The following is a 25,176-nucleotide window of genomic DNA, read 5'->3' as shown; positions in this document are numbered from 1 at the left end:
CGGTTGGCTCCAGTACCTTGTACGCGTGTCAGAGCCGTCCCCCACCACTCCCCCATACCCCCAGCGCGACCGGCGTCCCGCGCGTCACGGACGTTTCCTGCGCTTCCTCGCCGCTCTGGTGGTGCTCGCCGCCATCGCGGGCTACGTCGTGGTGCAGTACGTCACCGGCGGCGCCGGAGGCCCGGGCTGCAAGGTCGTGTCCGCCGGACGTACCGGCCCGGTCTACGAGTTCTCGCCCGAGCAGGCGGTCAACGCGGCCACCATCGCCGCCGTCGGCACCGGCCGGGGCATGCCCCAGCGGGCGGTGACCATCGCGCTGGCGACCGCGCTCCAGGAATCCGGGCTGCGCAACATAGAGTCCGGCGACCGGGATTCGCTGGGTCTGTTCCAGCAGCGGCCGTCCCAGGGCTGGGGCACCGAGAAACAGATCATGGACCCGTCGTACGCGGCGGGCATCTTCTACGAGCACCTCGTGAGAGTGCCCGGCTACACCGGACTCCCGCTCACCGTGGCCGCGCAGCGCGTGCAGCGCAGCGGCTACCCGGAGGCGTACGCCAAGCACGAGACGGACGCCACCCTGCTGTCGGCCGCGCTCACCGGCCACGCGGCGGCCACCCTGACCTGCCAGGGCCGCCCGGACGCCGTCACGGCGGCGACCGGCCCGGACGCGGTGCGGGAGGCCCTCGTACGGGACTTCGGGCGCGACGCCTTCCAGGAGGCCGCCGCCGAGGTGAACGGCGCGACGCCGAAACCCACTCCGGTACCCAGCGCGAGCACCGGGAGCGACGGCCGGACGGTCACGGTGCCGGTGCCGAAGGCCACGCACAGCGGCGCGTCGGACACCCCCACCATCAGCGCGACCTCGGACGCGACCGGCAAGGCCCCCGATCTCAAGGAGACGCTCACCACCGACGAACGCGGCTGGCAGCTGGCGCAGTGGGCCGTGGCCAACGCCTCCGCCCTGCACATCCGCCGCGTCAGCTACGCGGGCCGCGAATGGACCGCCGGGAGCACCGACAGCCAGTGGATCCCGGTCCCGGCGGCCACCGGAACCGGAACCGGTACGGACACCGCGACCGGCGCGGGAACGGGCACAGGGAGCCAGGGCAGCGGCGGCGCGGGCTCCACGACCGCAGCCGTCAAGATCGTCACCGGTCAGTAGCGGCACACCTGCCCCGGACCGAGCGACGGACCGGGCAGGCGTACGACCCCTCCCCCGCAGGGGTGACACCGGGCAGTCGCCCGCGCCCCCGCGCGCGGGTTTTCGCCCGGTCACCCCCGCGGGCGCCGGAACCCTTGCGCACCAAGGGCCACAGGCATTCCGCCGACCATCACACCAGGTGCCGTATGCCCGCATTCATCCCTGGCCGATAATGCGACACATTGCCAACTCTTTACATTACGCCGCCGCAACCTTCGCGCCCTTCGAGCGGTAACCACTGCGTCCGCGCCCGGAGATCTCCGGTCCGGCACAGCACGACCGTTCATCGTTCTCACCGTCGAAGGAGCACCATGTCCCTCCCCCTGACCCGCCGGATCGCCCGTGCCGCGCTGCTCGTCGCCGCGGGAGCGGCCGCCGGGATCGGTGCCGCCGGCTCCGCGAGCGCGGCCCCCGCGCTGCCGGGCGTCCCCGACCTCGGCGGTCTGACCGCCCTGGACGGCGCGCACGCCTCCGGCACCGTGGACGGCGCGTCGAAGCACGTCACGCGGCTCGCGGGCGAGGCCGGCGGCACGGCGGCCGACAAGGCGGCGCCCGTCGCGGGCCAGGTCGGTGGAAAGGCCGCCGGCAAGCTCGTGAAGAAGGCGGCGCCGCAGGTGCGCAGGACCGCGGGCAAGGCGGCCGGTCACGCCGGCGGCCTGGTCTCCGAGACGACGAGGACCGCGATGTCCGCGACGAAGGGCGGCCTGCCGACGGACGCCGTCACCAAGGGCGGCCTGCCGATCGGCTGACCGGCAGACCGGCAGACCGGCAGACCGGCAGACCGGCTCACAGCCGCTGCCCGCGCAGACGCGGCACACGGACGCCGAGGGGGCCCGGGGATCACCCCGGGCCCCCTCGGCGTGACCGTGACCGTCGCCGTTGCCGTCGGCGGCGCCGTGAGGGCCGCCGGCGGCGTACCGGTCACCCCAGCCGCCGTACCGCCGCCCTCACCCGCTCGTCGGTCGCCGTGAGCGCCACGCGGACGAAGCGCTCGCCCGCCGCGCCGTAGAAGTCGCCCGGCGCGACGAGGATGCCGCGCTCCGCGAGGTGGGCGACGGTGTCCCAGCAGGACTCGTCCCTGGTCGCCCACAGGTACAGGCTGGCCTCGCTGTGCTCGATGCGGAAGCCGTGGCCGAGCAGCGCGGCGCGCAGCGCCGTACGGCGGGCCGCGTACCGTTCGCGCTGTTCGCGGACGTGGGTGTCGTCGCCCAGGGCCGCGACGACGGCCGCCTGGGTGGGCGCCGGCGTCATCATGCCGCCGTGTTTGCGGATCTCCAGCAGCGGGCCGAGGACCGCCGGGTCGCCGGCGAGGAACGCGGCGCGGTATCCGGCGAGGTTGGAGCGCTTGGAGAGGGAGTGGACGGCGACGAGGCCGTCGTAGGAGCCGCCGTTGACGTCGGGGTGGAGGACCGAGACCGGGTCGGCCTCCCAGCCGAGCTCCAGGTAGCACTCGTCGGAGAACACCAGGACGCCGTGCTCACGGGCCCAGGCGACGATCCGGGTGAGTTCCGCCTTGTCCAGCACCTTGCCGGTGGGGTTGGACGGCGAGTTGAGCCAGAGCAGTTTCAGGCCCTCGGGGTCCAGCTCGGTCGGGTCGTCGTAGACCTCGTGGGCGGCGCGGGCCAGCCGGGCGCCGACCTCGTAGGTCGGGTAGGCGAGCCGCGGATACGCGACCCGGTCGCCGGGGCCGAGGCCCAGCTGGGTGGGCAGCCAGGCGACGAGTTCCTTGGAGCCGACCACGGGCAGCACGTGCCGGTGGGTCACGCCCTGCGCGCCGAGGCGGCGCCCGACCCAGCCGGTGATCGCGTCGCGCAGCTCCGGCGTGCCCCACACGGTCGGGTAGCCCGGCGAGTCGGCGGCGGCGATCAGCGCCTTCTGGACCAGTTCGGGGACCGGGTCGACCGGCGTGCCCACGGACAGGTCCACGATGCCGTCCGGGTGCGCGGCGGCCGTCTTCTTGTAGGGCTCCAGCCTGTCCCAGGGGAAGACCGGCAGACGGTCGGCGACCGTCGGGAATGCGGGCGCAGTGGACACGGTTGATCGCTCACTTTCGTCGGTGCGGCGGTCGGTCGGGCCGCGAGCCCGCGGTCGGTCAGGCCATGGGCCGGGGTGATGGGTCGGGCGGTCGGTCGGGACAGGTGTCCGGCCACCGGTCAGGCCGCAGGCACGGCGGTCGGTCACGGACCGGACCGGGGACCGGACCGCATCAGGGACCGGAGCACGAGCCGGACCGCGGCTCAGGCCGTCGACCGGGCCGTGGGCTCGGGCCGTCGCCGGGACCGCAAAACGCCTCGGCCCCGTACGGCGGCCCCGATCAGGGCGATCGAGGCCGTACGGGACCGAGGCGGCACGTCGGTGCGTTCCGCCTGCCGGGTTACTCGGCGCGCGGCGGCAGTGCGGCGACGACGGGGTGGTCGCGCTCGATCAGGCCCAGCTTGCTGGCGCCGCCGGGCGAGCCGAGCTCGTCGAAGAACTCGACGTTCGCCTTGTAGTAGTCCTTCCACTCCTCCGGCACGTCGTCCTCGTAGAAGATCGCCTCGACCGGGCACACCGGCTCACAGGCTCCGCAGTCGACGCATTCGTCCGGGTGGATGTACAAGGACCGCTGGCCCTCGTAGATGCAGTCGACCGGGCACTCCTCGATGCACGCCTTGTCCTTGACGTCGACACAAGGCTCTGCGATGACGTAGGTCACGCTGTCGTTCCTCCTCGATAGGGCGCTGGCGGGCCTGGCCAGGCTCCGCCGCCTGGCGCGCGGGAGCGCGGCGTCGTCGATGCCCGCCCCTAGTATCTCCGTTCTCGGGCATGATCCGAACATGAGGGGTGAACAGACCTGTGGAATTCTCGCTCGGCGCGCGCCTGGAAGTCCGTATCACACCCGCTGACGTGGGTAAACGGGTCTCCGTCCGGCGATTGCGCGAGGGCGTGGTCACGGACGGCAGATTCACCGACACGGTGGGTGTTCTCACATCCTGGGACGACGGTGTGCTGACCGTCACACGCAGGGACGGCGAGAGCGTGCGCATCGCCGCGTCCGCACTGGTCGCCGGCAAGGTCGTACCGCCCGCCCCGGCCCGGCGGCGCGGCCCGGCCACCTCCTACGAGGAGCTGGCGCGGGTCACCGCGCGGGCGTGGCGTCCGCTGGAGAGCGAGCGGCTCGGCGACTGGGAGCTGCGGGCCGCCGCCGGGTTCACCCGCCGCGCCAACTCGGTGCTGCCCCTCGGCGACCCCGGGCTGCCGCTGGACGGGGCGCTGGAGGCCGTACGGGGCTGGTACGCCGCCCGGGAGCTGCCCGCCTACGTCCAGACCGCGACCGGCGCCGAGGGCACGCAGGAGATGCTGTGCGCGGAGCTGGAGCGGCGCGGCTGGACACGTGAGGTGACGGCCGGGCTGTGGGTCGGCGGGCTGGCGCCGGTCGCCGACCGGGCGGAGGGCACCGGGGTCGTGCTGTCCCGGCACGCCGACAAGGCGTGGCTGGCGCGCTACCAGCGCAAGGGCCTGGGAGAGACGGCCCTGAGGGTGCTGGGCAGCGGCGCCTCGGTGTGGTTCGCGTCCGTACCGGGCGCGGCTGGGGGGTCGGCTCCCGCCGCGATCGGGCGGTGCGTGGTGGACGGGCGGTGGGCGGGGTTCGCCGCCGTCGAGGTCGATCCGGCGCTGCGGCGCCGGGGGCTGGCCACCGAGGTGATGGCGGCGCTGGCCCGGCGGGCCCTGGAGGAGGGCGCGTCGGCGGCCTGGTTGCAGGTCGAGGCGGACAACGCGGGGGCGCGGGCCCTCTACGGCGGTCTCGGCTTCGCGGCGCACCACGCCTACCACCACTACCGCGCACCGGATCTCCACCAAAACTGACAAACCTGCCGTTTTTCTCCCAAGGCCGGTAAAGACCCGCTGTGAGAGGGCACGACCCAGCTATGCGTTCCCCGTATCCCCCGCCGCACCCCCCGCAGCCCGGGCGGGCCGCCGAGCTGCGGCAGCGGTTCGCCGCGGAGGCCAGGTCCGGGCGCCCGGACCTGGCGGCGCTGTGCCTGCTGATCGGCGCGGCGGGCGACGGCACGCTGGACGAGGCGGGCATGGACGCCGCGCAGATCGAGCTGGACGAGCTGGCGGGCCGCCTGCCGTTCCGGCCGGGCGGGCCGCGGGCCTGGGCGGCGGCGCTGTGCGAGCTGCTCGGGCAGCGGTACGGGTTCGGCGGGTCCGCCGCGGACTACCAGCGGCTCGAGTCGTCGCTGCTGCACCAGGTGCTGCTGCGGCGGCGGGGGCTGCCGATCCTGCTGTCGGTGGTCTGGATCGAGGTGGCGCGGCGGGCGGGGGCCCCGGTGTACGGGGTGGCGCTGCCGGGGCACTTCACCGTGGGGTTCGGGGCGCCGGAGGAGACGGAACGGCCGGTGCTGGCCGATCCGTTCGACGGGGGGCGGGTGCTCACCGGGCCCGACGCGGAGCTGCTCGTCGTCGGCGCGACGGGCGCGCCGCTGCAGCCCTCGATGCTGACCCCGGCCGAGCCGGTGGACGTGGTGCTGCGGATCCTGAACAACGTCCGCGCGTGGGCGGCGGCCCGCCCGGAGCGCTCGGACGTGTCGCTGTGGGCCCTGGAGCTCTCCCTCCTGCTCCCCTCGCACCCGGCCCGGCTGCGCTACGAGCGCGCCCAGCTGCTCGTCCGGCGGGGTGAGTTCACCACCGGGGCGACGGAACTGGAGGCGTACGCCGAGCTGGTGGAGGTGGTGGACGAGCCGACGGCGGAACGGGCCCGGCAACAGGCGCACGAGGCGCGGGCGATGCTCAACTAGGGCTCGCTACAAGCTTTCTGAGCTACAGCCAGCCCTTCTCGCGGGCGATCCGTATCGCCTCCGTCCTGTTGCGGACCGCGAGTTTCTGGATCGCCGTGGAGAGGTAGTTGCGGACCGTGCCCGGGGAGAGGTGGAGGGCCGCCGCGAGTTCGGCGTTGGTGGAGCCGTCGGCCGCCGCGCGCAGCACCTCGCGTTCGCGGTCGGTCAGGGGGTTGGCGCCCCCGGCGAGCGCGGCGGCGGCCAGGGTGGGGTCGATGACCCGCTCCCCGGCCAGCACCTTGCGTACGGCGGCGGCAAGTTGGGCGGCCGGGGCGTCCTTGACCAGGAAGGCACCGGCGCCCGCCTCCATGGCGCTGCGCAGATAGCCGGGGCGGCCGAAGGTGGTGAGGACGACGACGGCCACCGAGGGGAGTTCCCGGTGCAGCCGGGCGGCCGCCTCGATGCCGGTGCAGCCGGGCATCTCGATGTCGAGCAGGGCGACGTCCACGCCGTGTTCCCGGGCGGCCGCCACCACCTCGTCGCCGCGCGCCACCTGGACGACGACCTCCATGTCGTCCTCCAGGCCGAGCAGGGCGGCCAGCGCCTCACGGACCATCGACTGGTCCTCGGCGAGCAGAACCTTGATCGTTCCGGTCATGCGGAGGATCCTACGTCCGCCCCGGAACTCCGGCGCCGCCGCTGCCGCCACCCTCCCCGCCGTCCCCGCCGTCACGGAGGCCGTCCCCTCCGGCGCCGCTGCCGCGACCGACACCGGCCGGTGCGACCGGCGCCGCCGGGGCTACCGGGACCGCCGGCGTCACCAGGGCCACCGGAACCACCGGCGCCTCTGCCGCTCTCACCGGTCCCCGCCGCCCGGCCTGCCGGCGCCCACGCGCTCACCGTCCTCGCCGCCGTCGGGGTCCCCGGTCAGGCCCCCGCCGCCCCCGCCGTCTCCGCCACCGCTGCTCCCGCCCGTAAGGCCCACCGAGCCCACCGAGACCCCCGGGTCCACCGGAACCCTGGCGACCAGTCTGAAGCCCCGTCGTACCCGTCCGGCCTCCAGCGTCCCGCCGGCCTGTTCCAGCCGCTCGGTGAGGCCCGTGAGGCCGTTCCCGGCGCCCTTGCCGCTGCCTCCGGGCCCTCCGGGGCCGCCGGCGCCGTCGTCCTCGACGGAGAGTTCGAGGACCGGGCCGTCGAGGGTCTGGCGGCGCAGCAGCTCGACCGTGCAGCGTTCGGCGCCGCTGTGCCGTACGACGTTGGTGACGGCCTCGCGCAGCGCCCACGCCAGCACCGCCTCGCTCTCCTCGGGCACGCCCGCGAGGCCGGGCTCGTCCGGCACCCGGGCGGTGACCCCGGCCGCGGTCAGCGCCACCCGGGCGCCCGCGAGTTCGGCGGCGAGGCGGGGCCTGCGGTAGCCGGTGACGGCCTCGCGGACGTCGGCGAGGGCCTGCCGGCTGACCTGTTCGATGTCGGCGACCTGCTGGGCCGCCTTGCCGGGATGATCGGGCAGCATCCGCCCGGCGAGTTCGCTCTTCAGCGTGATCAGGGAGAGGGAGTGCCCGAGCAGGTCGTGCAGGTCGCGGGCGAGGCGCAGCCGCTCCTCGTTGGCGGCGAGCTGGGCGACGGTGGCGCGGGCCTGGCGCAGTTCGACGGTCGTCCGGATCATCTGGACGACGCCGGTCATCGCGAACCCGATCAGCAGGACGAGCGCGACCAGGTCCCGGGCCTCCTGCTCGCCCACCCGGATCCCGACCGCGAGCATGGTCAGGGCGGTCGCCGGGATCGCCCAGTACGTCTGCCGCAGCCGCAGCGTGGCCCCGCAGGCGACGGAGACGTAGCAGTACAGGCCGAGCCAGGGCGGGCCGAGCGTGAGACCGAGCACGGTGGCGAGGACGGCGAGCAGGGCGAGGACGACCGGCACGGCCCGCGAGACGTGCGGCGAGCCCATCCGGCGGAAGACCAGCGTCAGGTACAGCGCGACGAAGACGGTGAGGCCGAGCCAGCCGGCGACGGTGCCCGGGACGGTGTGGTGTCCGGCGGCGAGATCCCTGACGGGTGAGCCGAGGAAGACCAGCCAGACGCCGATCCACACCGTCTTGCGCAGGATGAGGGAACGGTTGTTGCCCGGCGGCAGCCCCAGCGGGATCACGGATTCCCGCCGGGGCTCCGCGCCGGACGGCGGGCCGTGTGTCGTCGTGACGCTCACGCCTTCAGCGTGTCCTTCCGGTACAGCCATGCCGCGCCGCCCGCGAAGAGCACGAAGAAGGCGGCGAGGACGGCGACGTCCTGGAGCTGCGGGGCGTGACTCTGTTCGATCGACCGCCCCAGAGCAGCGTACGCGTGGGTGGGCAGCCATTTGGCGATGTCCTGGAGCCACTGCGGGAAGGTGGTGCTCGGCATCCACAGACCGCCGAGGATGGACAGCCCGAAGTAGACGATCATGGTGATCGGGCGGACCGCGTCGCCGCTGGCGAGATAGCCGATGGCGACGCCGAGCGCGGCGAAGACCAGACTGCCCGCCCAGATGGCGCCGGTGAGCGCGCACCACTGCCAGGCGGCCAGCCGGACGTCCTTCACGACGGCGGCCACCGCGAACACGACCACGATCGACGGCAGGCTCACCACGGCCGCGCCCGCCGTCTTGGCGAGGACGTAGCCGCGCCCCGGCAGCGCGGTCAGCCGCAGCTGCCGTACCCAGCCGTTCTCCCGTTCCTTGGCGATGCGTTCGCTGTTGCCCATCAGCACGGCGGTCAGCGCGCCGAAGGAGGCCATCGACACCATCAGGTACATGGCGACGGTCTGTCCGGTGCCGTCGACCTTGCTGTCGGCGCCGGAGCCGCTGGCGAACAGGAGGAAGAGGAGGGAGGGGTAGACCACGGAGAAGAACAGGAACTTGCGGTTGCGCAGGGCGCGGACGAGTTCCAGCTTGATCAGGCTGTTCATGACTGCGAGGCCTCCTCGGCTGCGGTGCTGTCCTTCGCCTCTTCGGCGGCGGTGATGGCGACGAACGCCTGCTCTAGCCCGAGTCCGGCGACTTCGAGGTTGCGGGGGTAGACACCGAGGCCGTAGAGGGCGTGGACGGTCGCGTCGGCGTCGGCGGACTGGATACGGACGGTGGAGCCCGATATCTCGATCGAGTTCAGGTGGGGCAGCCCGCGCAGCGCGGCCTCGTCCACGGGGCTCTCCGGGCCGGACGGCTCGGTCAGGGCGGTCAGGTCGGTCAGGTCGAAGGAGATCCGGCGGGCCCCGGCCCGTGCCTTGATCTCGGCGGCCGTCCCGTCGGCGAGCAGCCGTCCCCGGTGCAGGACCAGTACGCGGTCCGCGATGGCGTCGGCCTCTTCGAGGTAGTGGGTGGCGAAGAGGACCGTACGGCCCTGGTCGGCCTGTTCGCGCATGGTCGCCCAGAACGACTGGCGGGCGGAGACGTCCATGCCGGTGGTGGGTTCGTCCAGGACGATCAGGTCGCTGTCCCCGGCGGTGGCGAGGGCGAAGCGGACCCGCTGGGCCTGGCCGCCGGAGAGTTTGTCGACCTTGCGACCGGCGATCTGGGAGATCCCGGCGCGGGCCAGCACGTCCTGGGTCCGGTACGGCTTCGGGTGCAACTCGCAGGCGAGGCGGACGAGTTCGCCGACGGTGACGCCGTCCATCAGCCCGCCGCTCTGGAGCATCGCGCCGACCCGCCCGGCGACGATCGCCTCGCGCGGGCCGGTGCCGAAGACCCGGACGGTGCCGGAGTCGGGCTGCTTGAGGCCGAGGAGCAGATCGAGGGTGGTCGACTTGCCCGCGCCGTTGGGCCCGAGCAGGGCCACGGTCTCCCCGGGGTGCAGCCGGAGCGTGAGGCCGTCGACCGCCCGCACCTTCCCGTCGCCGTAGGTCTTGCCCACCTGGTCGAAGGCCACCACGGGGGTGTCCCCGGGGGTGGTCCCCCCGGCCTTCTCGTCCCCGGCCGCCGTCTGCGCCGATGTCGTCGTCATGCCCACCATGCTGGCCGCAGGGGGTGGGGTCACGGCAGTGCCGTCGATACCGGGTACGGGATGACAGATGTCATACGGAGGCGGTGACACGGCCGGTGGCGGACACGCGGAGAGGGGCGTCCGGCGCTTCCGCGCCGGACGCCCCTCTCCCCCGCTGCCTTGCCACGCGGCTCAGTTCGGGCTGGTGTCGATGACTCCGACCCGCTGAGCCGCCGTCGTGCCGCGCAGCGCCGTCCGCAGCGCCGAGACGACGTCCTGCGGCAGGATGCCCCGCTTCCCGGTGGCGGTCTGGATCTGCACACCGTCGAAGGTCGTGCCGTACGCCGCCTTGAGCGCGTCGAGGTCGTACGTCTCCACGAGCTTGCCGCTCACGGCCTTGACGCCGAGGATCTTCGGCAGCGACACGGGGCCGAACGGGATGCTGTGCGCCGCGTCGGTCTGGACCGTGACGAGACCGGACATCGCGGGCTTCGCGAAGTCCTTCATCTCGCGGTCGACCTCGGCGTTGGAGACCGTCGGCTGCTGGGTGGTGGTCGGCACGGTGACCGGGGTGGCGGTGCCGGTCTCCACCATCGTCCGGTACGCCGCCGCGACCGCCTGGGTCGAGGCGGCGGCGTCGATGCCCTTGCCCGCCTTGCCGTAGACGGCGACGGCCTTGCCGGACTCGAACTTGATGCTGCCCTCGACGACCGATCCGGAGCCGCCGGAGCCGGCCCGGAGGGCGGCCTCAAGCTTCTCCTCGTCGACCGGCATGACCGGGTCCACGGCCCGCTGCTGCCCGAACAGCGAACCGACCACGGAGACCGGGTTGTAGTCGCTCTTGGCGGCCGCCGCGACCGTGGCGTCGGCGTCCAGCTGGAGTCCCGCCTTGTCCGGCGTGAGCGAGACCGTCTTGCCGCCGACGGACAGTTTCAGCGGCTGGTTCACCCGGCTGCCGAAGGCGTCGTCGAGCTTCTTGACGGCGTCGTCGCGGGTGCCGCCGCCGATGTCGACGCCGAGCACGGTGGTGCCCTTGGGCACGTCGGAGTGGTTCATCAGGAGCCCGGCGCCGTAGACACCGCATCCGGCGAGGACCACGACACCGCCGAGCAGGACGAGCTTGCTGCGGCCCTTCTTGGCCTTCTTCGCCTTCTTGCCGGTGGGCGCCGCGCTCTGGCCGCCGCTCTGCGGGCTCTGACCCGCCTGGTTGCCCTGACCGCCCGGCGTGTTCTGGGCGGGCGGTTCGGGCAGCCGGGGCGGGGTGCGCCGGGGGCCGGGCCCGAACGGCGAGGAGGAGGCGCCCGGCGGGACGACGGGGATGCCGCTGGTGACGGTGTGTCCGGAGACGTTGTCCGAGGGGGAGCCGAAGCTGTCGAACCCCTCGAAGCCCTGTATGCCGGGGCCGCCGGCGGGAGGCTGCGGGGTGAGTTCCGCGGTGTCGTCGGCGCGGCCGGCGGGTGCCGTCCGGCCGGCCGCGCCGACCCCGTTCTGGCCGATCGCCGCCCGACCGACCCCGTTGTGACCGATCCCGTTGTGACCGGTCGCGTTCTGGCCGACCGGCGGGATGAGCGGGCCGGTGCCGGTGACGGGGCCGCCGGTCGGACCCGCCGGACCCTGCGGACGGCCGGGACCGCCCGCGCCACCGCCCGGACCGCTGAAACCACCGGAACCGCCGGGACCGCCAAGGCCACCGGGGCCGCCGCTCGGCGGGAAGCCGTCGTACCCGTCGAACCCGGCGGAGCCGGGGCCGCCGTCGGCGGTCTCCGAGAAGTACGGGAGGTCGTCGCGGCGCCCGTCCGGCGTGGCACCGCCCTGGCCGGGGCGCGGAGCGCCGCCGCTCCGGGTGCCCGCGGACAGCGCCTCGGTGACGTCGAAGGAGCCGGTGCCGCCGCCGTGCCCGGGGGCCACGGGGCCGCCGGTGGCACCGGGCAGACCACCGGTGCCGCTGGTGGGGACACCGCCGCGGACGGCGCCGGGCATGTTCATGGACCCGACGACACCGCCGGGCCGCGCACCGCCACCCGTACCGGCAGCACCGCCCGGACCGGTCTGCCCGGTCGGGCCGGCCCCCGGACCGGCGGCAAGGCCGGCACCGTTTCCGCCGCTCCCGCCCGGAAGGGCCTTGGGACCGGAGGACTTGCGGGGCGCGAACCAGTCGCTGGCGGGCTTCTCCCGGGCCGGGGGTGCCGGCTCGGCGGGCGCGCTCGCGGCGGTGGAGGACGGCGTGGCGGCGGGCGACGCGGCGGGATCGTACCCGTCGTCGTCGGCGGTGGCGGAGCCGTCGGCGTCCGCCACGGGCTTGCGCACCACGACCGGCGGAATCGGCCGGGATCCGGGGATGTTGATCCGGATCCGGGTCGTCAGCGTGGTCTCGGTCTTGCGGTCATCGGACTGCGTGCCCGAACGGCCCGCGTCCGCACCGGCGTCGGAGACCTTCGGGGTGCCGTAGGGCGGGGTCCCCGAGGGGTACGCGGCGCCTCCGCGGCCGTTCGGCCCGGAGGACGGAGTGTCAGTTTCACGACTCAAGGCAGGTTCTCCCGGTTGGCTCCGCCGCCCGTATCGACCTCATGCTTCGACCTCACGCTTCGTGCTTCGACCTCATGCTCGGGCGGCTCGGCGGCGCGCACCACCATACTGGCCACTTCTGACGTGTAATCCACGCCGGACGGGGAAACCCGCCCCGGAACCGCACACGGCAGGTGGGGAGAAGTGGTACGTCACTTACCAAGTCGGACCCGACCGCTGTCCGGTTGCCGCCCCTGGGCAACGGTGGCGCAGATCACAGCGAGAGCCATGCCACCGAGCAGGAACAGATAGGAACCGCTGCCCGCACTGAAGAGGAAGTCCCCTTCGGGGCGGCTCGCGGTGAGCAGGATGACGGCGATGAGCCAGCCCGCGGCGCCCGCCACCGCACCGGCCCGGCTCCCGGCGGCGCGGGCCCCGCCGAGGAAGAGACCGCCGGCCCCGGCCAGGGCGAGCAGCAGCCCGCCGGGAAACAGCCCGGCCTGCACCAGCGCCCCGGCGGCCCCTACGGCCGCGCCGAGCACGAAGAGCAGCAGATATCCGCCGATCCGCCCGGCGGAGGGCCGCCGCAACGGCTGGGCGAGCAGCAGTGAAGGCCGGTCGGAACTCATGTGGTCACCCCATCGGTTCGGATCCCCGCGAACAGATCGCTCTCCCGTTCACCTTCCCGTCGGCCGCCGTCTCCGGCGCCGCCGAACTCTCCCCGCACCAGTTCGTAGTACTCATACGCGAAAAGGGGCTGGGCAAGCTCATTGGAGAGCGCGAAATACGGTGCGCCGTCGGCCACGGTGATCTGGGTGGCGTGGGCCCGCATGGCGGCGGCCTTGGCCTCGGCGTGCTCGGCACCGCCGACCACCGCGCCGATACGCGCGTCGTCGACGACCCCCGGCACCTCACCGATACCGGCGGCCCGCCCGAACGGAAGCGTGTCCAGATCCCCTTGAAGCCGGGCAAAAGCATCCTCAGCGACGCCTCTGGGCACCCGGTTCCAGTACACCTTGGCGACGCGCCACCCCGCCTCACCGGCCAGCTCGACGGCCCGCATGGCGACGCGGTGGGCCTGGATGTGGTCGGGATGCCCGTACCCGCCGTTGTCGTCGTACGTGACGACGACGTGCGGCCGCACCTCGAGAATGACCTGAACCAGTTCCTCGGCGGCCTCATCCACGTCGGCCTGCCAGAAAGAACGGGGGTCCTGGTTCTCGGGCAGCCCCATCATCCCGGAGTCCCGGTACCGCCCGGCCCCGCCGAGCAGCCGGAAGTCCTCGACGCCGAGTTCGCGCATGGCGGCGGTCAGCTCACCGAGCCGGTACTCCCCCAGCGCGTCCCCGCCGAGATGCCGCAGCCCGGCCGGGATGACCTCGCCGAGCTCACCGAGAGTGCAGGTGACCAGCGTCACATGAGCACCCTCGGCGGCGTACCGGGCCATGGTGGCACCGTTGTTGATCGACTCGTCGTCCGGATGCGCGTGCACGAGCAGCAGCCGCCGACCGGCCAGTTCCGTCATACCCCCAGCTTACGAGGCCGGGGCCCCCGGGCTTGACACCTACAGGAGTGACGCTCACCGCCGAACGGCCGGACCCCGGCACCCACGGACCGCCTTCATCGCCTCATCGAGGACGGCACCGAGTTCCCGCAGCGCTTCTGCGGCGGCCACCGGGTCTTCGTGCTCCAGACCGGCCTTCGCCCGTGCATGACGAGCGGAGAGGCCGGGGCGGCGTGCGATCTCGATGTCCCGGGCCCAGAGCAGCACCCAACTCTGCACAGGGCTCAAGGACTGCCACTCGACCGCCTTGGTGAAGGCATCGTCCTTCGTGTCCCGCATCTCTTCCAGACGCCCCGGATCGACCACCGCGAGGGCCGCGCGCAGGGCTTCGGGCGTCTGTTCAGGGCGGGGAATCAGATCATGTCCGGGACCGGCCGGGCCGCTCAAGGTGTCCTCCATCAAGTCCTGGTCAGGCTGCACGGGGCCCTGCGTCCAGCCACGCGGACAGGACCGGCACCCGGTTGGACTGCGCTCGCCGGCTCCCTCCCTATGCCGTACCGGATCCCGCCGCCTCCGCCTCACGGCAGCCACCGCACAGGCCGGGCTCCGCGGCGCGGAACGCGTGGTCGCAGCCGTCGCAGTTGACGAGCTTGTGCCGGAGGGCGGGTGGCTGCGGGGTGCCGGTGTCGGGGGTGGGCGACCCCCACGGGGACGGGGACGGCAGGCCGTCGGCGAGGCGGTACGCCAGGAAGGCGGCCGGGCGCCGTACGCCGTCCAGGGGCAGGTCGCTGAGCAGCGCGTGCCGCAGGGCGCTGGGGGCGACTCCGCGTTCCAGCCAGGCGGCGGCGCCGGGCGCGAGGTGGGCGGTGTCGCAGGCGGACAGCACCATGCGGGAGTTGTAGTCGCGCAGGTCCGTGAGGAGGTCGGTGGCCTTCTGGATGAGCGCCGGTGAGGGCGCGGCGGGCTGCGGTACGGCGGGCAGGGCCTTGCGGGCCGTCTCCGGCTTCGTCTTCGGCTTCGGCCTCACCGCAGACCGCTCGGGGGCCGCACAGGCGGGTTCGTCCTCGTTCCGCGCCGCTCCGGGCTGGTTGCAGGAGGTCGTGCGGGTGACGATACGGCCGCCGGACAGGCGTTCACGGTCCCTGCGCAGGTAGCCGTGGATCTCCAGCTCCCGCAGGGCAGCGGCGATACGGGCCGATCCCTCGGGAAAGCGGGCGGTGAGGGTCTTGATGTCGACCTGGGCGCCTGCGGGGAGGGACTGGATGTGGACGCCGAGTCCGATGGCGAGTCCCGACAGCTCGGCGTGCTGGGCGAGGTGGTTGCCGATCACGGTGAAGCGCGCGGAGTGGTGGCGGTTGTCGTGGACGAGACCGCCGACGCGGCCTTCTGGATGTCGGTGCGCGGGTTTCCCGGCGATCCGACGGGACCGGGCGCGTGGGGGCACGCTAGTGTCTTGCGTATCCATCGGGAAGCTCCTACTTCCTCGGTGGTCAGGCCCTCGCACTGGGATTGCTGTCCCGGCGGGGGCCGTCGCATGTCTGGGGTGGGGGTTCGTCTCGTTCGTCTCGCTGATCGCGATGGCACGAGAGTAGGGCAGGAACAGGGTCCCGAATCCAGCCCTTTCGGCGAGTTTCACCCGGCCGAGTGAGTTTGCGCTGCGGGCGGGAGGGGTGGGGCTTGGTCGGGTTCTTTCACCCCCATTCCTTTATCGGGGATCGCCCGCGGCACCGTGTCACGGGTTTCCGCGTTCCGGCTGTGAGCAGCGGATTTCCGCCCAAACAGTCTTTCGAGGGCTCGGTCCCGGGATCCAGCCCCAGCAGTCGGCGAGCGCCTCGACGAGGGCGAGTCCCCGGCCGGACTCGGCGTCGGCGTCGGCCTGCTGAGGGCGCGGCAGCCGGTCGCCGGAGGTATCGGTGACCTCGACGCGGAGGAGGCCGGCGACAACGTGGAGCGTCAGCAGGAAGTCGCGGCCCTGGACCCGGCCATGGGTGACCGCGTTGTTCGCCAGTTCCGCCACGACGAGCGCCGCCGGGTCCAGGGGCAGCTCCCAGGAGCGCAGTTGCTCGGTGGCGAGCAGCCGGGCCAGGCGGGCCCCGCGGGGCGTCGGCGACAACTGCACGCTGAACTCACGGACGGTGGTGTCGGTCAGGGTCTCGATCGTGGGGTTTTCGTCCATCACGTCACTCAGAGTGGCCAGCCATGCTTACCGTGAACAGTGATCGGCCCGTTGCGTACGGTCACTGTCCTGCGCGTTGTCCAGTCGTGTCCCGACTGTCAGGCCAGGCCGTAGTCGTCAAGGCGTGGCCGCACGGCCGCACGGCGGAGGGATGCGTGATGACGCAGGTCGACGACAGCAGGGAACAGGACCAGGACCAGGGACCGCTCAGGAGCGAGGCGGACGAGCCCGGTTGGGAGGTGGACCCGGACGACGACTGGGGCATCGCCGTCGTCGCGATGGTGGGGCGGCAACTGAAGCTGCGCCGGGAGGCCGCCGGGCTGAGGGCCGCGGAGTTCGGACTCGCCATCGGGTACGGCGAGGACATGGTCTACAAGATCGAGAGCGGGCGGCGGATCCCCCGGCCCGAGTACCTGGACAGGTCCGACGACGTGTTGCGGGCGTACGGCATGGTCTCGGCGATGAAGGAGGACGTGCGACGGATCCGGTATCCGAAAAAGGTTCGGGACCTCGCAAAGTTGGAGGGGCAGGCGGTTGAGATTCAGCTCTACGACCCGTTGAACATCCACGGGTTGTTGCAGACGCCGGAGTACGCACGGGCGCTGTTCAGGATGCGTCGCCCCGCCTTCACGGACGAGGATGTAGAACGTGGTGTGGCCGCCCGCGACGCCCGGAAGTCGGTGTTCGAGCGCGTGCCGTCGCCGGAACTCAGCTTCGTCCAGGAGGAATGGGTACTTCGGCGCCCGTTGGGGGGAAGGACTCTTCGACGCCGGCTCCTCGAACACATCCTTGAGGTGGGGCGGTTGCGGCATGTCGAGATCCAGGTGATGCCGATGCACCGCGAGGAGCACGCTGGAACAGAGGGCGGCATCGAGGTGTTCAAGTTCGAGGACGGTTCGGCGGTAGGGCGTTCCCCGGGCGTCGCGAACGGCCGTCCGGTGTCCGATCCGAGGCAGCTCCGTGTCCTCGAACTGCGGTATGGCATCATCCGGGCCCAGGCGCTTCCTCCGGAGGAGTCGCTGGCCTTCATCGAGCAACTGCTGGGAGAGTCATGATGCATAACGCCCAGGTCAGGGAAGTTCCCCAGTCGGCTTGGTACAAGAGCAGTTACAGCAGCAGCAGTGAGATCGACTCGTGCGTCGAGATAGCTGTCACCTCCGGCACCGTCCATGTCCGAGACTCCAAGGACGTCGCCGGCCCCGGCCTCGCGCTCTCCCTGAACGCATGGACCGGCTTCGTGCCGTACGCAGCCGAAGGCTGATCGGCTACCGGCCCTCAGCCTCCGGGCAAGTCACGTCGTCGGCACGCGCGGACTGCTCAACCGCCGTTGTTCTCGAGCAACTGCTGGGAGACACATGATCTGGGAAGCCTCCACCGGAAACGCCTCCGAACCGACTTGGTTCAAGAGCAGCTACAGCAGCGGCCCCGACGGCGAATCCTGCGTCGAGATCGCCACCGCCCCCGGCACCGTCCACGTCCGCGACTCCAAGCACACAGAAGTCGGCCCACGCCTCGCGCTCTCGCATCAGACATGGACCGACTTCGTGCCGTACGCGGCCGGAGACTGACCGGCTACCGGCCCTCAGCCTCCGGCCCGGCCAGGCCGTCGACGGGCGTGGACCGCTCGTCCGTGGCGTCGTCGGCGGCGAAGACGTCGTCGGCCGTCGGGGCGATCACGGCGCGGCGGAGCCAGCGGCGCAGGGCGTCGAGGTCGTCGCAGCCGAGGATGCGTTCACGGACGGCCTCGGGGACCTCCATGTGGCGCGCGTCGAAGACGCCCAGGACATCCGCAGCGGCACGCAGCACCGCGCCCTCGGCGCGGATCTCCTGGGAGATCGGCGACGTGTAAAACGAAAGGTCCACAGACGGCTCTCTCTTCTCGCAGGCTTCGGCAGCCGCTCGATCCGGTTCACGGGGCCGGCCGCCCGGCCCCGTTGCGCTGAGGCAGCAGCACGGGAAGTACGGGGCGGGCAGCTGAGCCCGTCGGTGGTTTCGGACTACTCGTCCGCGACGTCGTCCTCGGCGAAGATGTCGTCGACCGTCGGGGCGATCACGGCGTGGCGGTGCCAGCGGCGCAGGGCATCGAGGTCGTCGCAGCCGAGGATGCGTTCACGGACGGCCTCGGAAACCTCCATGCGGCGCACGTCGAAGACGTCCAGGACGTCTTCTGCGCGACTTTCCTGTCGGCCCTCGGCGCGGATCTCCTGGGAGATCGGCGACGTGTAAAACGAAAGGTCCACAGACACCAGTTTCCTCCAGTCCTCGGCGGCCGGGTACGTGCCCATGCCCTGGGAGATCAGTTCGATGATCGGGGCGGCGACGTCCGAGGGGGTGTCCCGCAGGGCCGTCGCCATGGACTTCAGTATGACCTCGATGTCCGGATTCCTGGCGTGGGTGATCACGGACAGCGTGGCGAAGGGCAGGTCCTTGCCGGCCTCGGCGGCCGTGGTGATCACCGGCATGTTGTGCGGGCCCGCGCCAGCGGGGTCAGGGTGAGCAGCGGGTGTTCCCGGGGGCCGAAGCGGGTGGGGCGGGCCGCCCATTCGGCGGTCGCGCGGTCCTGGCAGACGATCAGGAGGACCGGCTGGACGCCGTACTTCGCGTGCAGGTACGCGGCGTAGTACGCCCAGCTCGCCGGCTTGCCGGGGTTCTTGGCGCCCTGGGCCTCGACGGCGAGGACGAAGGAGTCCTCCTCGTGCTCCGCGTCGTACTTCAGCAGGGTGTCGACGCGGCGTTCCAGGGGTCTGGCCTCGGTGAGGTCGGTGGGCAGGAGGGTCACCGTGTCGGGCACGGTGAGGTGGACGCCCAGGACCGTCGAGACCGCGGAGAGAAGTCCGGGATGTTCCTGGAAGATGCGATGCATCGCCTCGTGGGGCGAGCTGACCATGGGTTTCCTTGGTGCGGCGGGCGCGGAGGGCGTTCGCACACCTTCCGCGGTGGTGTCCCGGCCCGCGCGTTGGGATCGCCGGTCCCGGCGGGGCCGTCCGCATGTTTGCGGTTGCCGTGAGCATGGTCTGAAAAGCGCGCTGATATCCAGCTGAGCAGCGGTTGTTCACTCACATGGGTGCGTTTGCGCTGCGGAATTGACGGGCCGTTCTGCAACGGGAACGCGAACGCGGGCACGCCGAAGGCCCATGCCTCCCCCGGTGGGAAAGGCACGGGCTCGTGTCGTGAGATGTGGCGGCTGTGCGGCCGGGCAAGGTCCGCCGGGCACGCCGGTGGTCGCGGGTCCCCCTCCGGAGGGGGCGTCAGAACTTGATGCTGCCGATCATGCTTGCCACATTCGTCGTCAGGTCGCTGATCGTGGGCGCGATGGTCGACGAGGCCAGGTAGAAGCCGAGCAGCATGCAGACAGCCGCATGACCGCCCTTCAGACCTGACTTCTTGATCAGCAAGAAGACGATGATCGCCAGCAGCACCACCGCCGAAATCGAGAGTGCCACGGCGGCTCACCTCCAAAGATCCCGGGGACACGGGGGAGTCGGACTATGGGGGCAGTAGATCGGTAGAACAATTCTGCGCGGTTGCCAGCAGGTTGATACCCACTCACCGCTAGTGATCATAACTATCCCCACTCGCGCATCGATCGGCGCACAGCCGCACAAGGGGGCGCATGGCCAATATGGTCGTGGCATGACGACCGAGCCTGCTTCCTTCCCCCGCCGGCACGCCCGTACCCAGCGGTTCACCCTCGGCGCGCCGCGCGCGTTCACCGTGGCGCCGGACGGTTCCCGCGTCGCCTTCCTGCGCTCCTCCTCCGGCACCGACCGGGCCAACTCCCTGTGGGTTCTCGATGTGGACGCCGGGCAGGAGCGCCTGGCCGCGGACCCGCGCGCCCTCCTCGGAGGCGCCGAGGAGAACCTTCCGCCCGAGGAGCGCGCCCGCCGCGAGCGCAGCCGTGAGGGCGGTGCCGGAATCGTCGGGTACGCCACCGACGCGGCCGTTGAGCTGGCCTCTTTCGCCCTGTCCGGGCGGCTGTTCACAGCGGAGCTGCGGGCCGGGACGGCCCGTGAACTCCCCGCCGCCGGGCCGGTGATCGACCCCCGGCCCTCCCCCGACGGGCGGCACATCGCCTACGTCGCCCACGGCGCGCTGCGGGTCGTGGGCGCCGAAGGTGACGCAGAACGTGCGCTTGCCGAGCCCGAGGAGGTGGAGGGTTACGGAACGGTTTGCTACGGACTCGCCGAGTTCATCGCCGCCGAAGAAATGGCGCGTTACCGGGGCTTCTGGTGGGCCCCGGAATCGGACCGTCTGCTGGTCGCGCGCGTGGACGACACGCCGGTGAACCGGTGGTGGATCGCCGACCCCGCCCATCCCGGACGTGAGCCACACCACGTCGCCTACCCCGCGGCGGGCACCCCCAACGCTGACGTACGGCTGTTCGTCATCACCCTGGAGGGTGACCGTACCGAGGTGCGGTGGGACCGCGCCCGGTATCCGTATCTGGCGCGAGTGCACTGGTCAGGGGCCGGGGCGCCGCTGATCCTGGTACAGGCCCGTGACCAGGGCAGCCAGCTCTGTCTGGCCGTCGACCCGGACTCCGGGACCACGCGGATGGTACATGCCGACGAAGACCCGAAATGGCTGGATCTTTTCCCTGGCGTGCCCTGCTGGAGTCCCGCCGGGCAGCTGGTCCGGATGGCCGACGAGGGCGGCGCGCGCATCCTCGCCGTCGGTGAACGCCCGCTCACCGGAGCCGCGTTGCACGTCCGTGCCGTTCTCGACGTCACCGCCGATGACGTGCTGATCTCCGCCTCCGCGGGCGAGGAGGCCGAGGCGCCGGAGATCGGCGAGGTGCATGTGTACCGGGTGAACGAACTCGGCCTGGAGCGCGTGTCGCAGGAGCCCGGCGTGCACTCCGCCGTGCGCGCCGGAGGCGTCACGGTACTGGTGTCGGCGGTACCGGACCGGCCAGGCACCCGGGCGGAGGTGCTGCGCGACGGCAAGCGGGCCGCGGTGATCGCGTCGTACGCCGAAGACCCCGGTATGTCCCCGCGGATGACGCTCGTCCACGGGGGCGCACGCCGCATCCCGTGCGCCGTGCTTATGCCACAGGACTACGACAACACATCGCCCCTTCCGGTTTTGGTCGACCCCTACGGGGGTCCGCACGGGCAGCGGGTGACCGCCGCGCACACCCCGCACCTCACCTCGCAGTGGTTCGCCGACCAGGGTTTCGCGGTCGTCGTCGCCGACGGGCGGGGCACCCCCGGGCGCTCCCCCGGCTGGGAGAAGGCCGTCCGGGACGACATCGCCGCGGTCGTCCTCCAGGACCAGGTGGACGCCCTCCAGGCGCTCGCCGGCGACTTTCCGCTCGACCTCACCCGGGTCGGCATCCGCGGCTGGTCCTTCGGCGGCTATCTCGCCGCCCTCGCGGTGCTGCGCCGCCCGGACGTCTTCCACGCGGCCGTCGTCGGCGCCCCGGTCACCGATCTGCGCCTCTACGACACCCACTACCAGGAGCGCTACCTCGGCCACCCGGACGAACAGCCCGACGTCTACCGGCGCAACTCCCTCATCGACGACGCCGGCCTGGTCGACGCGGCCGAGCCGCACCGCCCGATGATGATCATCCACGGGCTCGCCGACGACAACGTGGTGGTCGCCCACTCCCTGCGGCTCTCCTCGGCCCTGCTGGCCGCCGGACGCCCGCACGAGGTGCTGCCGCTCTCCGGGGTCACCCACATGACCCCGCAGGAGACCGTCGCCGAGAACCTGCTGCGGCTCCAGCTGGACTTCCTGCGGCGCTCCCTCAAACTCCCGCGATAAGCACACAAACCTGCGCGAACTGCTTTAACACGCAGGCAACTTCGCGGAATCGGTACCGATATACGGACGCGCGACGCTGAACAGCGTACGGCCGTGCGGGTGCCGTAAACGGGCCGGGGTGCGCCATGTCACCCCGGCCCGTTGCCGTTCCCCGAGACCGTGCCCAGAGCCGTTCCCGGGCACCCTCCGCCCGCGTCCTCACCCGTCCTCCGGATCCCGCCGCGGATCCCCCTCCGGCTCCGGCTCCGGCGGCACGAAGCGCCCCTCGTCCGGCGCGACGGGCCGCCTCCCCGGCATCCGCTGCCGCGGGGCCTCCGCCGGCACCACCCGCTTCTCCTCCGCGAAGTGGCACGCCGAAGGATGCGCCACCGGGCCGCCCACCTCCCGGAACTCCGCGGGCACCGCCAGCAGGGGCACCTCCAGCGCGCACCGCTCCCGCGCCTTCCAGCACCGGGTGCGGAACCGGCACCCGGACGGGATGTTCGTCGGTGAGGGCACGTCACCGGCGAGGATGATCCGCTCCCGCTGCTCCCGGGCCTCCGGGTCGGGCACCGGCACGGCGGACAGCAGGGCCTGGGTGTAGGGGTGCGTGGGGCGATCGTAGATCTCGGTGTCGGTGCCGATCTCCACGATCCGGCCGAGGTACATCACCCCGACCCGGTCGGAGATGTGCCGCACGACGGACAGGTCGTGCGCGATGAAGACGTAGCTCAGCTCGAACTCGTTCTGGAGCCGGTCCATCAGGTTGATCACCTGCGCCTGCACGGACACGTCGAGCGCCGACACCGGCTCGTCGGCGACGATGACCTCCGGACGCAGCGCGAGCCCGCGCGCGATGCCGATGCGCTGGCGCTGGCCGCCGGAGAACTGGTGCGGATAGCGGTTGATGTACTCGGGGTTGAGTCCGACGACGTCCAGCAGGTCCTGCACCTTGCGGCGCCTCTCGCCCTTGGGCGCGGCCTCGGGGTGGATCTCGTACGGCTCCCCGATGATGTCACCCACGGTCATGCGGGGGTTGAGGGAGGTGTACGGGTCCTGGAACACCATCTGGATGTTGCGCCGTACCGCCTTCAGGGCCCGCCCGGACAGTGCGGTGACGTCCTCTCCCTTGTAGCGGATCGCGCCCGCCGTCGGCCGTTCCAGGTTGACCAGCATCCTGGCGACCGTGGACTTGCCGCAGCCCGACTCCCCCACGATGCCGAGGGTTTCGCCCCGGCCGAGGGTGAAGTCGACGCCGTCGACGGCCTTCACGGCGCCGACCTGCTTCCTGAACAGGACGCCCTGGGTGAGCGGGTAGTGCTTGACGAGTCCGCTGACCTCAAGAATCGGCTCGGCCACGGCCATCGAGGCACTCCCTCCAGAAGTGGCAGGCGCTGCCCCGGTGTTCGTCCACCTCGTACAGCGGGGGTTCGTCGGTGCGGCACACGTCCCGCGCCATGGGGCAGCGCGGGTTGAAGGCGCAACCGGGCGGGATGTGCATGAGGTTGGGCGGCAGGCCCTTGATGGCGTAGAGCTCCCGGCCCTTCTGTCCGAGCCGTGGGATGGAGTCCAGCAGGCCGCGGGTGTAGGGGTGGGCGGGCGCCTTGTAGATGTCGTGGACCGGCGCCGACTCCACGATCCGGCCCGCGTACATCACGGCGATGCGGTCGGCCACGTCGGCGACGACGCCGAGGTCGTGGGTGATGAGGATGAGCCCCATGCGGTACTCGCGCTGTAGTTCCGCGAGCAGGTCCATGACCTGGGCCTGGACGGTGACGTCGAGGGCGGTGGTGGGCTCGTCGGCGATGATGAGGGCGGGCTGGAGGGCCATCGCCATGGCGATCATGATGCGCTGGCGCATCCCGCCGGAGAACTGGTGGGGGTACTGCCGCACCCGTTCCCGCGCGGCGGGGATGCGCACCCGGTCCATCAGCTCGACGGCCTTGGCGCGGGCGTCCTTGCGGGACATCCCCTGGTGCACGGTGAACATCTCGCCGAGCTGGTCGCCCACGGAGAGCACCGGGTTGAGGGCGGACAGCGCGTCCTGGAAGATCATCGCCATTCCGGCGCCGCGGACCTTCCGCCGCTCCTCCTCCTTCAGTTTCAGCAGGTCCCGGCCCTGGAAGAGGACCTCGCCGCCGGTGATCCGGCCCGGGGGCATGTCGAGGATCCCCATGACGGCCTGCGCGGTCACCGACTTGCCGGAGCCGGACTCGCCGAGCACGGCGAGCGTCTCGCCCTCGTCGACGGCGTAGCTGACCCCGTTGACGGCCTTGGCGATCCCGTCGCGGGTGCGGAACTCCACGTGCAGGTCGCGTACGTCGAGCAGCATGCGGCCGTCACCTCAGCTTCGGGTCGAGGGCGTCGCGCACCGCGTCGCCGAGCATGATGAACGCCAGGACGGTGATCGCCAGCGCCGCGGCCGGCCACAGCAGCATGTGCGGGGCCTGCCGGACGTAGGGGGAGGCCGCGGACAGGTCGATCCCCCAGCTGACCGACGGCGGTTTCAGGCCGACGCCGAGGTACGACAGGGTCGCCTCCAGGGCGATGTAGGTGCCGAGCGCGATGGTCGCGACGACGATCACCGGGGCGATGGCGTTGGGGGTGATGTGGCGCAGCAGGATGCGGGAGTGGGAGGCGCCGAGGGCGCGGGCGGCCTGGACGTAGTCGTTCTCCTTGGCGGTGATGACGGCGCCGCGCTGGATGCGGTAGATCTGCGGCCAGCCGAGCAGCACCATGAACCCGATGACCGGCCACACGGTGTTGGTGGTCACCACGGACAGCAGGACCAGACCGCCGAGGACGACGGGGATGGCGAAGAACACGTCGGTGACGCGGGACATCGCCGAGTCGTAGCCGCCGCCGAAGAACCCGGCGAGGCCGCCGAGGAACGAGCCGAGCAGGGCGACGCCGAGGGTGGCGCACACGCCGACCGTGACGGACGTACGGGCGCCGTAGACGGTGCGGGTGTAGACGTCGCAGCCCTGGCCGTCGAAGCCGAAGGGATGGCCCGGCTGGGAGCCCTCCTGGGCCTTGGCCAGGTCGCACTTGAGGGGGCTGCCGGAGGCGATCAGGGACGGCCACAGGGAGATGAACACGAGGAAGAGGATCACCAGGGCGGAGACGATGAAGACCGGGTTGCGGCGCAGGTCGCGCCAGGCGTCGGACCACAGGGAGCGGGGTTTCCCGGTGGGGCCGGTGCCGTCCGGGCCGCCCGGGGCCCGCTCCAGGGTCTCGCCCTCCGACGTCGCGAGGTCCATCGCGCCTCCCATGCCCGCGGCCGAGATCGCGGCCTGGGGGTCGTACTGCTCAGGCATGTCGTCTCCTCC

General features: G+C 72.1%; 25 protein-coding genes and 1 pseudogene. 8 read left to right on the top strand and 18 right to left on the bottom strand.

What is annotated here, in order from left to right; translation table 11 throughout:
* The first annotated feature begins 118 nt into the window (after positions 1-118).
* On the top strand, positions 119-1,162 hold the full coding sequence (locus ABZ862_RS06060) for a heavy metal transporter (RefSeq protein ID WP_360953125.1): 1,044 nt from the start codon (positions 119-121) through the stop codon (positions 1,160-1,162).
* Between the two features lie 350 nt (positions 1,163-1,512).
* On the top strand, positions 1,513-1,950 hold the full coding sequence (locus ABZ862_RS06055) for an ATP-binding protein (RefSeq protein ID WP_360952928.1): 438 nt from the start codon (positions 1,513-1,515) through the stop codon (positions 1,948-1,950).
* Positions 1,951-2,122: 172 nt separating this feature from the next.
* Here ABZ862_RS06055 and ABZ862_RS06050 read toward each other — a convergent pair whose 3' ends face one another.
* Both ABZ862_RS06050 and fdxA read right to left on the bottom strand, forming a co-directional pair.
* A complete protein-coding gene (locus ABZ862_RS06050) occupies positions 2,123-3,235 on the bottom strand; it encodes a bifunctional succinyldiaminopimelate transaminase/glutamate-prephenate aminotransferase (protein ID WP_360952925.1) in 1,113 nt (370 codons plus the stop codon).
* Between the two features lie 340 nt (positions 3,236-3,575).
* Complete coding sequence (fdxA, locus tag ABZ862_RS06045) at positions 3,576-3,896, bottom strand: ferredoxin (protein WP_360952922.1); 321 nt, start codon at positions 3,894-3,896, stop codon at positions 3,576-3,578.
* A 140-nt stretch (positions 3,897-4,036) separates the two neighbouring features.
* On the opposite strand from fdxA, the gene ABZ862_RS06040 reads away from it, so the two are divergent.
* Positions 4,037-5,047 (top strand): GNAT family N-acetyltransferase, encoded by a 1,011-nt coding sequence (locus ABZ862_RS06040; RefSeq protein ID WP_360953122.1) that lies wholly within the window; start codon positions 4,037-4,039, stop codon positions 5,045-5,047.
* A 62-nt stretch (positions 5,048-5,109) separates the two neighbouring features.
* Positions 5,110-5,982: a transglutaminase-like domain-containing protein gene (locus ABZ862_RS06035; RefSeq protein ID WP_360952919.1), complete on the top strand. Its 873-nt coding sequence runs from the start codon at positions 5,110-5,112 to the stop codon at positions 5,980-5,982.
* Positions 5,983-6,004: 22 nt separating this feature from the next.
* Here ABZ862_RS06035 and ABZ862_RS06030 read toward each other — a convergent pair whose 3' ends face one another.
* The 10 genes from ABZ862_RS06030 to ABZ862_RS05985 all read right to left on the bottom strand — a co-directional run bounded on the left by ABZ862_RS06030 (position 6,005) and on the right by ABZ862_RS05985 (position 16,099).
* A complete protein-coding gene (locus tag ABZ862_RS06030) occupies positions 6,005-6,619 on the bottom strand; it encodes a response regulator transcription factor (RefSeq protein WP_360952916.1) in 615 nt (204 codons plus the stop codon).
* A 198-nt stretch (positions 6,620-6,817) separates the two neighbouring features.
* Positions 6,818-8,110: a histidine kinase gene (locus tag ABZ862_RS06025; RefSeq protein ID WP_360953119.1), complete on the bottom strand. Its 1,293-nt coding sequence runs from the start codon at positions 8,108-8,110 to the stop codon at positions 6,818-6,820.
* Positions 8,111-8,163: 53 nt separating this feature from the next.
* On the bottom strand, positions 8,164-8,904 hold the full coding sequence (locus ABZ862_RS06020; RefSeq protein ID WP_360952913.1) for an ABC transporter permease: 741 nt from the start codon (positions 8,902-8,904) through the stop codon (positions 8,164-8,166).
* Entirely contained in the window at positions 8,901-9,935 is a 1,035-nt protein-coding gene (locus ABZ862_RS06015) for an ABC transporter ATP-binding protein (protein ID WP_360952910.1), read from the bottom strand. The genes ABZ862_RS06020 and ABZ862_RS06015 overlap by 4 nt, the downstream gene beginning before the upstream one ends.
* A 171-nt stretch (positions 9,936-10,106) precedes the next feature.
* Positions 10,107-12,440, bottom strand: a complete 2,334-nt coding sequence (locus ABZ862_RS06010; RefSeq protein WP_360952907.1) for a hypothetical protein — start codon at positions 12,438-12,440, stop codon at positions 10,107-10,109.
* A 191-nt stretch (positions 12,441-12,631) separates the two neighbouring features.
* Entirely contained in the window at positions 12,632-13,048 is a 417-nt protein-coding gene (locus ABZ862_RS06005) for a DUF6113 family protein (RefSeq protein ID WP_360952904.1), read from the bottom strand.
* Positions 13,045-13,944, bottom strand: coding sequence for an N-acetyl-1-D-myo-inositol-2-amino-2-deoxy-alpha-D-glucopyranoside deacetylase (mshB, locus tag ABZ862_RS06000; protein ID WP_360952901.1), 900 nt, complete (start codon positions 13,942-13,944; stop codon positions 13,045-13,047). The genes ABZ862_RS06005 and mshB overlap by 4 nt, the downstream gene beginning before the upstream one ends.
* Before the next feature lie 54 nt (positions 13,945-13,998).
* Entirely contained in the window at positions 13,999-14,382 is a 384-nt protein-coding gene (locus ABZ862_RS05995; RefSeq protein WP_360953116.1) for a hypothetical protein, read from the bottom strand.
* An 88-nt stretch (positions 14,383-14,470) separates the two neighbouring features.
* Positions 14,471-15,388, bottom strand: a complete 918-nt coding sequence (locus tag ABZ862_RS05990; protein ID WP_360952898.1) for a helix-turn-helix domain-containing protein — start codon at positions 15,386-15,388, stop codon at positions 14,471-14,473.
* 267 nt (positions 15,389-15,655) lie between these two features.
* Entirely contained in the window at positions 15,656-16,099 is a 444-nt protein-coding gene (locus ABZ862_RS05985) for an ATP-binding protein (protein WP_360953113.1), read from the bottom strand.
* A 158-nt stretch (positions 16,100-16,257) separates the two neighbouring features.
* Between ABZ862_RS05985 and ABZ862_RS05980 the strand changes: the two genes are divergently transcribed.
* From ABZ862_RS05980 to ABZ862_RS05970, 3 genes are all read left to right on the top strand, one after another.
* Positions 16,258-17,154: a helix-turn-helix transcriptional regulator gene (locus ABZ862_RS05980; RefSeq protein ID WP_360952895.1), complete on the top strand. Its 897-nt coding sequence runs from the start codon at positions 16,258-16,260 to the stop codon at positions 17,152-17,154.
* The gene (locus ABZ862_RS05975) at positions 17,151-17,360 is read left to right on the top strand and encodes a DUF397 domain-containing protein (RefSeq protein WP_360952892.1); all 210 of its coding nucleotides are present in this window, start codon (positions 17,151-17,153) and stop codon (positions 17,358-17,360) included. Before ABZ862_RS05980 ends, ABZ862_RS05975 begins: the two co-directional genes overlap by 4 nt.
* Before the next feature lie 94 nt (positions 17,361-17,454).
* Positions 17,455-17,667, top strand: a complete 213-nt coding sequence (locus tag ABZ862_RS05970; protein ID WP_360952889.1) for a DUF397 domain-containing protein — start codon at positions 17,455-17,457, stop codon at positions 17,665-17,667.
* 4 nt (positions 17,668-17,671) lie between these two features.
* On the opposite strand, the gene ABZ862_RS05965 is transcribed toward ABZ862_RS05970, so the two are convergent.
* From ABZ862_RS05965 to ABZ862_RS05955, 3 genes and pseudogenes are all read right to left on the bottom strand, one after another.
* Positions 17,672-17,962 (bottom strand): hypothetical protein, encoded by a 291-nt coding sequence (locus ABZ862_RS05965; RefSeq protein ID WP_360952886.1) that lies wholly within the window; start codon positions 17,960-17,962, stop codon positions 17,672-17,674.
* A gap of 134 nt (positions 17,963-18,096) precedes the next feature.
* A pseudogene (locus ABZ862_RS05960) lies at positions 18,097-18,986 on the bottom strand (hypothetical protein).
* Between the two features lie 361 nt (positions 18,987-19,347).
* Positions 19,348-19,542 (bottom strand): hypothetical protein, encoded by a 195-nt coding sequence (locus tag ABZ862_RS05955; protein WP_360952883.1) that lies wholly within the window; start codon positions 19,540-19,542, stop codon positions 19,348-19,350.
* Between the two features lie 190 nt (positions 19,543-19,732).
* Here ABZ862_RS05955 and ABZ862_RS05950 point away from each other — a divergent pair, with 190 nt between their 5' ends.
* On the top strand, positions 19,733-21,868 hold the full coding sequence (locus ABZ862_RS05950; protein WP_360952880.1) for a prolyl oligopeptidase family serine peptidase: 2,136 nt from the start codon (positions 19,733-19,735) through the stop codon (positions 21,866-21,868).
* Between the two features lie 198 nt (positions 21,869-22,066).
* Here ABZ862_RS05950 and ABZ862_RS05945 read toward each other — a convergent pair whose 3' ends face one another.
* Genes ABZ862_RS05945 through ABZ862_RS05935 form a run of 3 tightly spaced genes read right to left on the bottom strand, consistent with a single transcriptional unit; the run spans position 22,067 to position 25,164 of the window.
* Positions 22,067-23,212 carry a dipeptide ABC transporter ATP-binding protein gene (locus ABZ862_RS05945; protein ID WP_360952877.1) on the bottom strand — a complete coding sequence of 382 codons (1,146 nt, stop codon included), beginning with the start codon at positions 23,210-23,212 and terminating at the stop codon, positions 22,067-22,069.
* Positions 23,187-24,179, bottom strand: coding sequence for an ABC transporter ATP-binding protein (locus ABZ862_RS05940; protein WP_360952874.1), 993 nt, complete (start codon positions 24,177-24,179; stop codon positions 23,187-23,189). The genes ABZ862_RS05945 and ABZ862_RS05940 overlap by 26 nt, the downstream gene beginning before the upstream one ends.
* 7 nt (positions 24,180-24,186) lie before the next feature.
* A complete protein-coding gene (locus ABZ862_RS05935; RefSeq protein WP_360952871.1) occupies positions 24,187-25,164 on the bottom strand; it encodes an ABC transporter permease in 978 nt (325 codons plus the stop codon).
* Positions 25,165-25,176 lie beyond the last annotated feature (12 nt).

The sequence above is a fragment of the Streptomyces sp. NPDC047000 genome (assembly GCF_040644295.1).
Lineage (GTDB): Bacteria > Actinomycetota > Actinomycetes > Streptomycetales > Streptomycetaceae > Streptomyces.
Note: the sequence above shows the minus strand (reverse complement) of the source record. Positions and strands in the feature narration are given on the sequence as shown.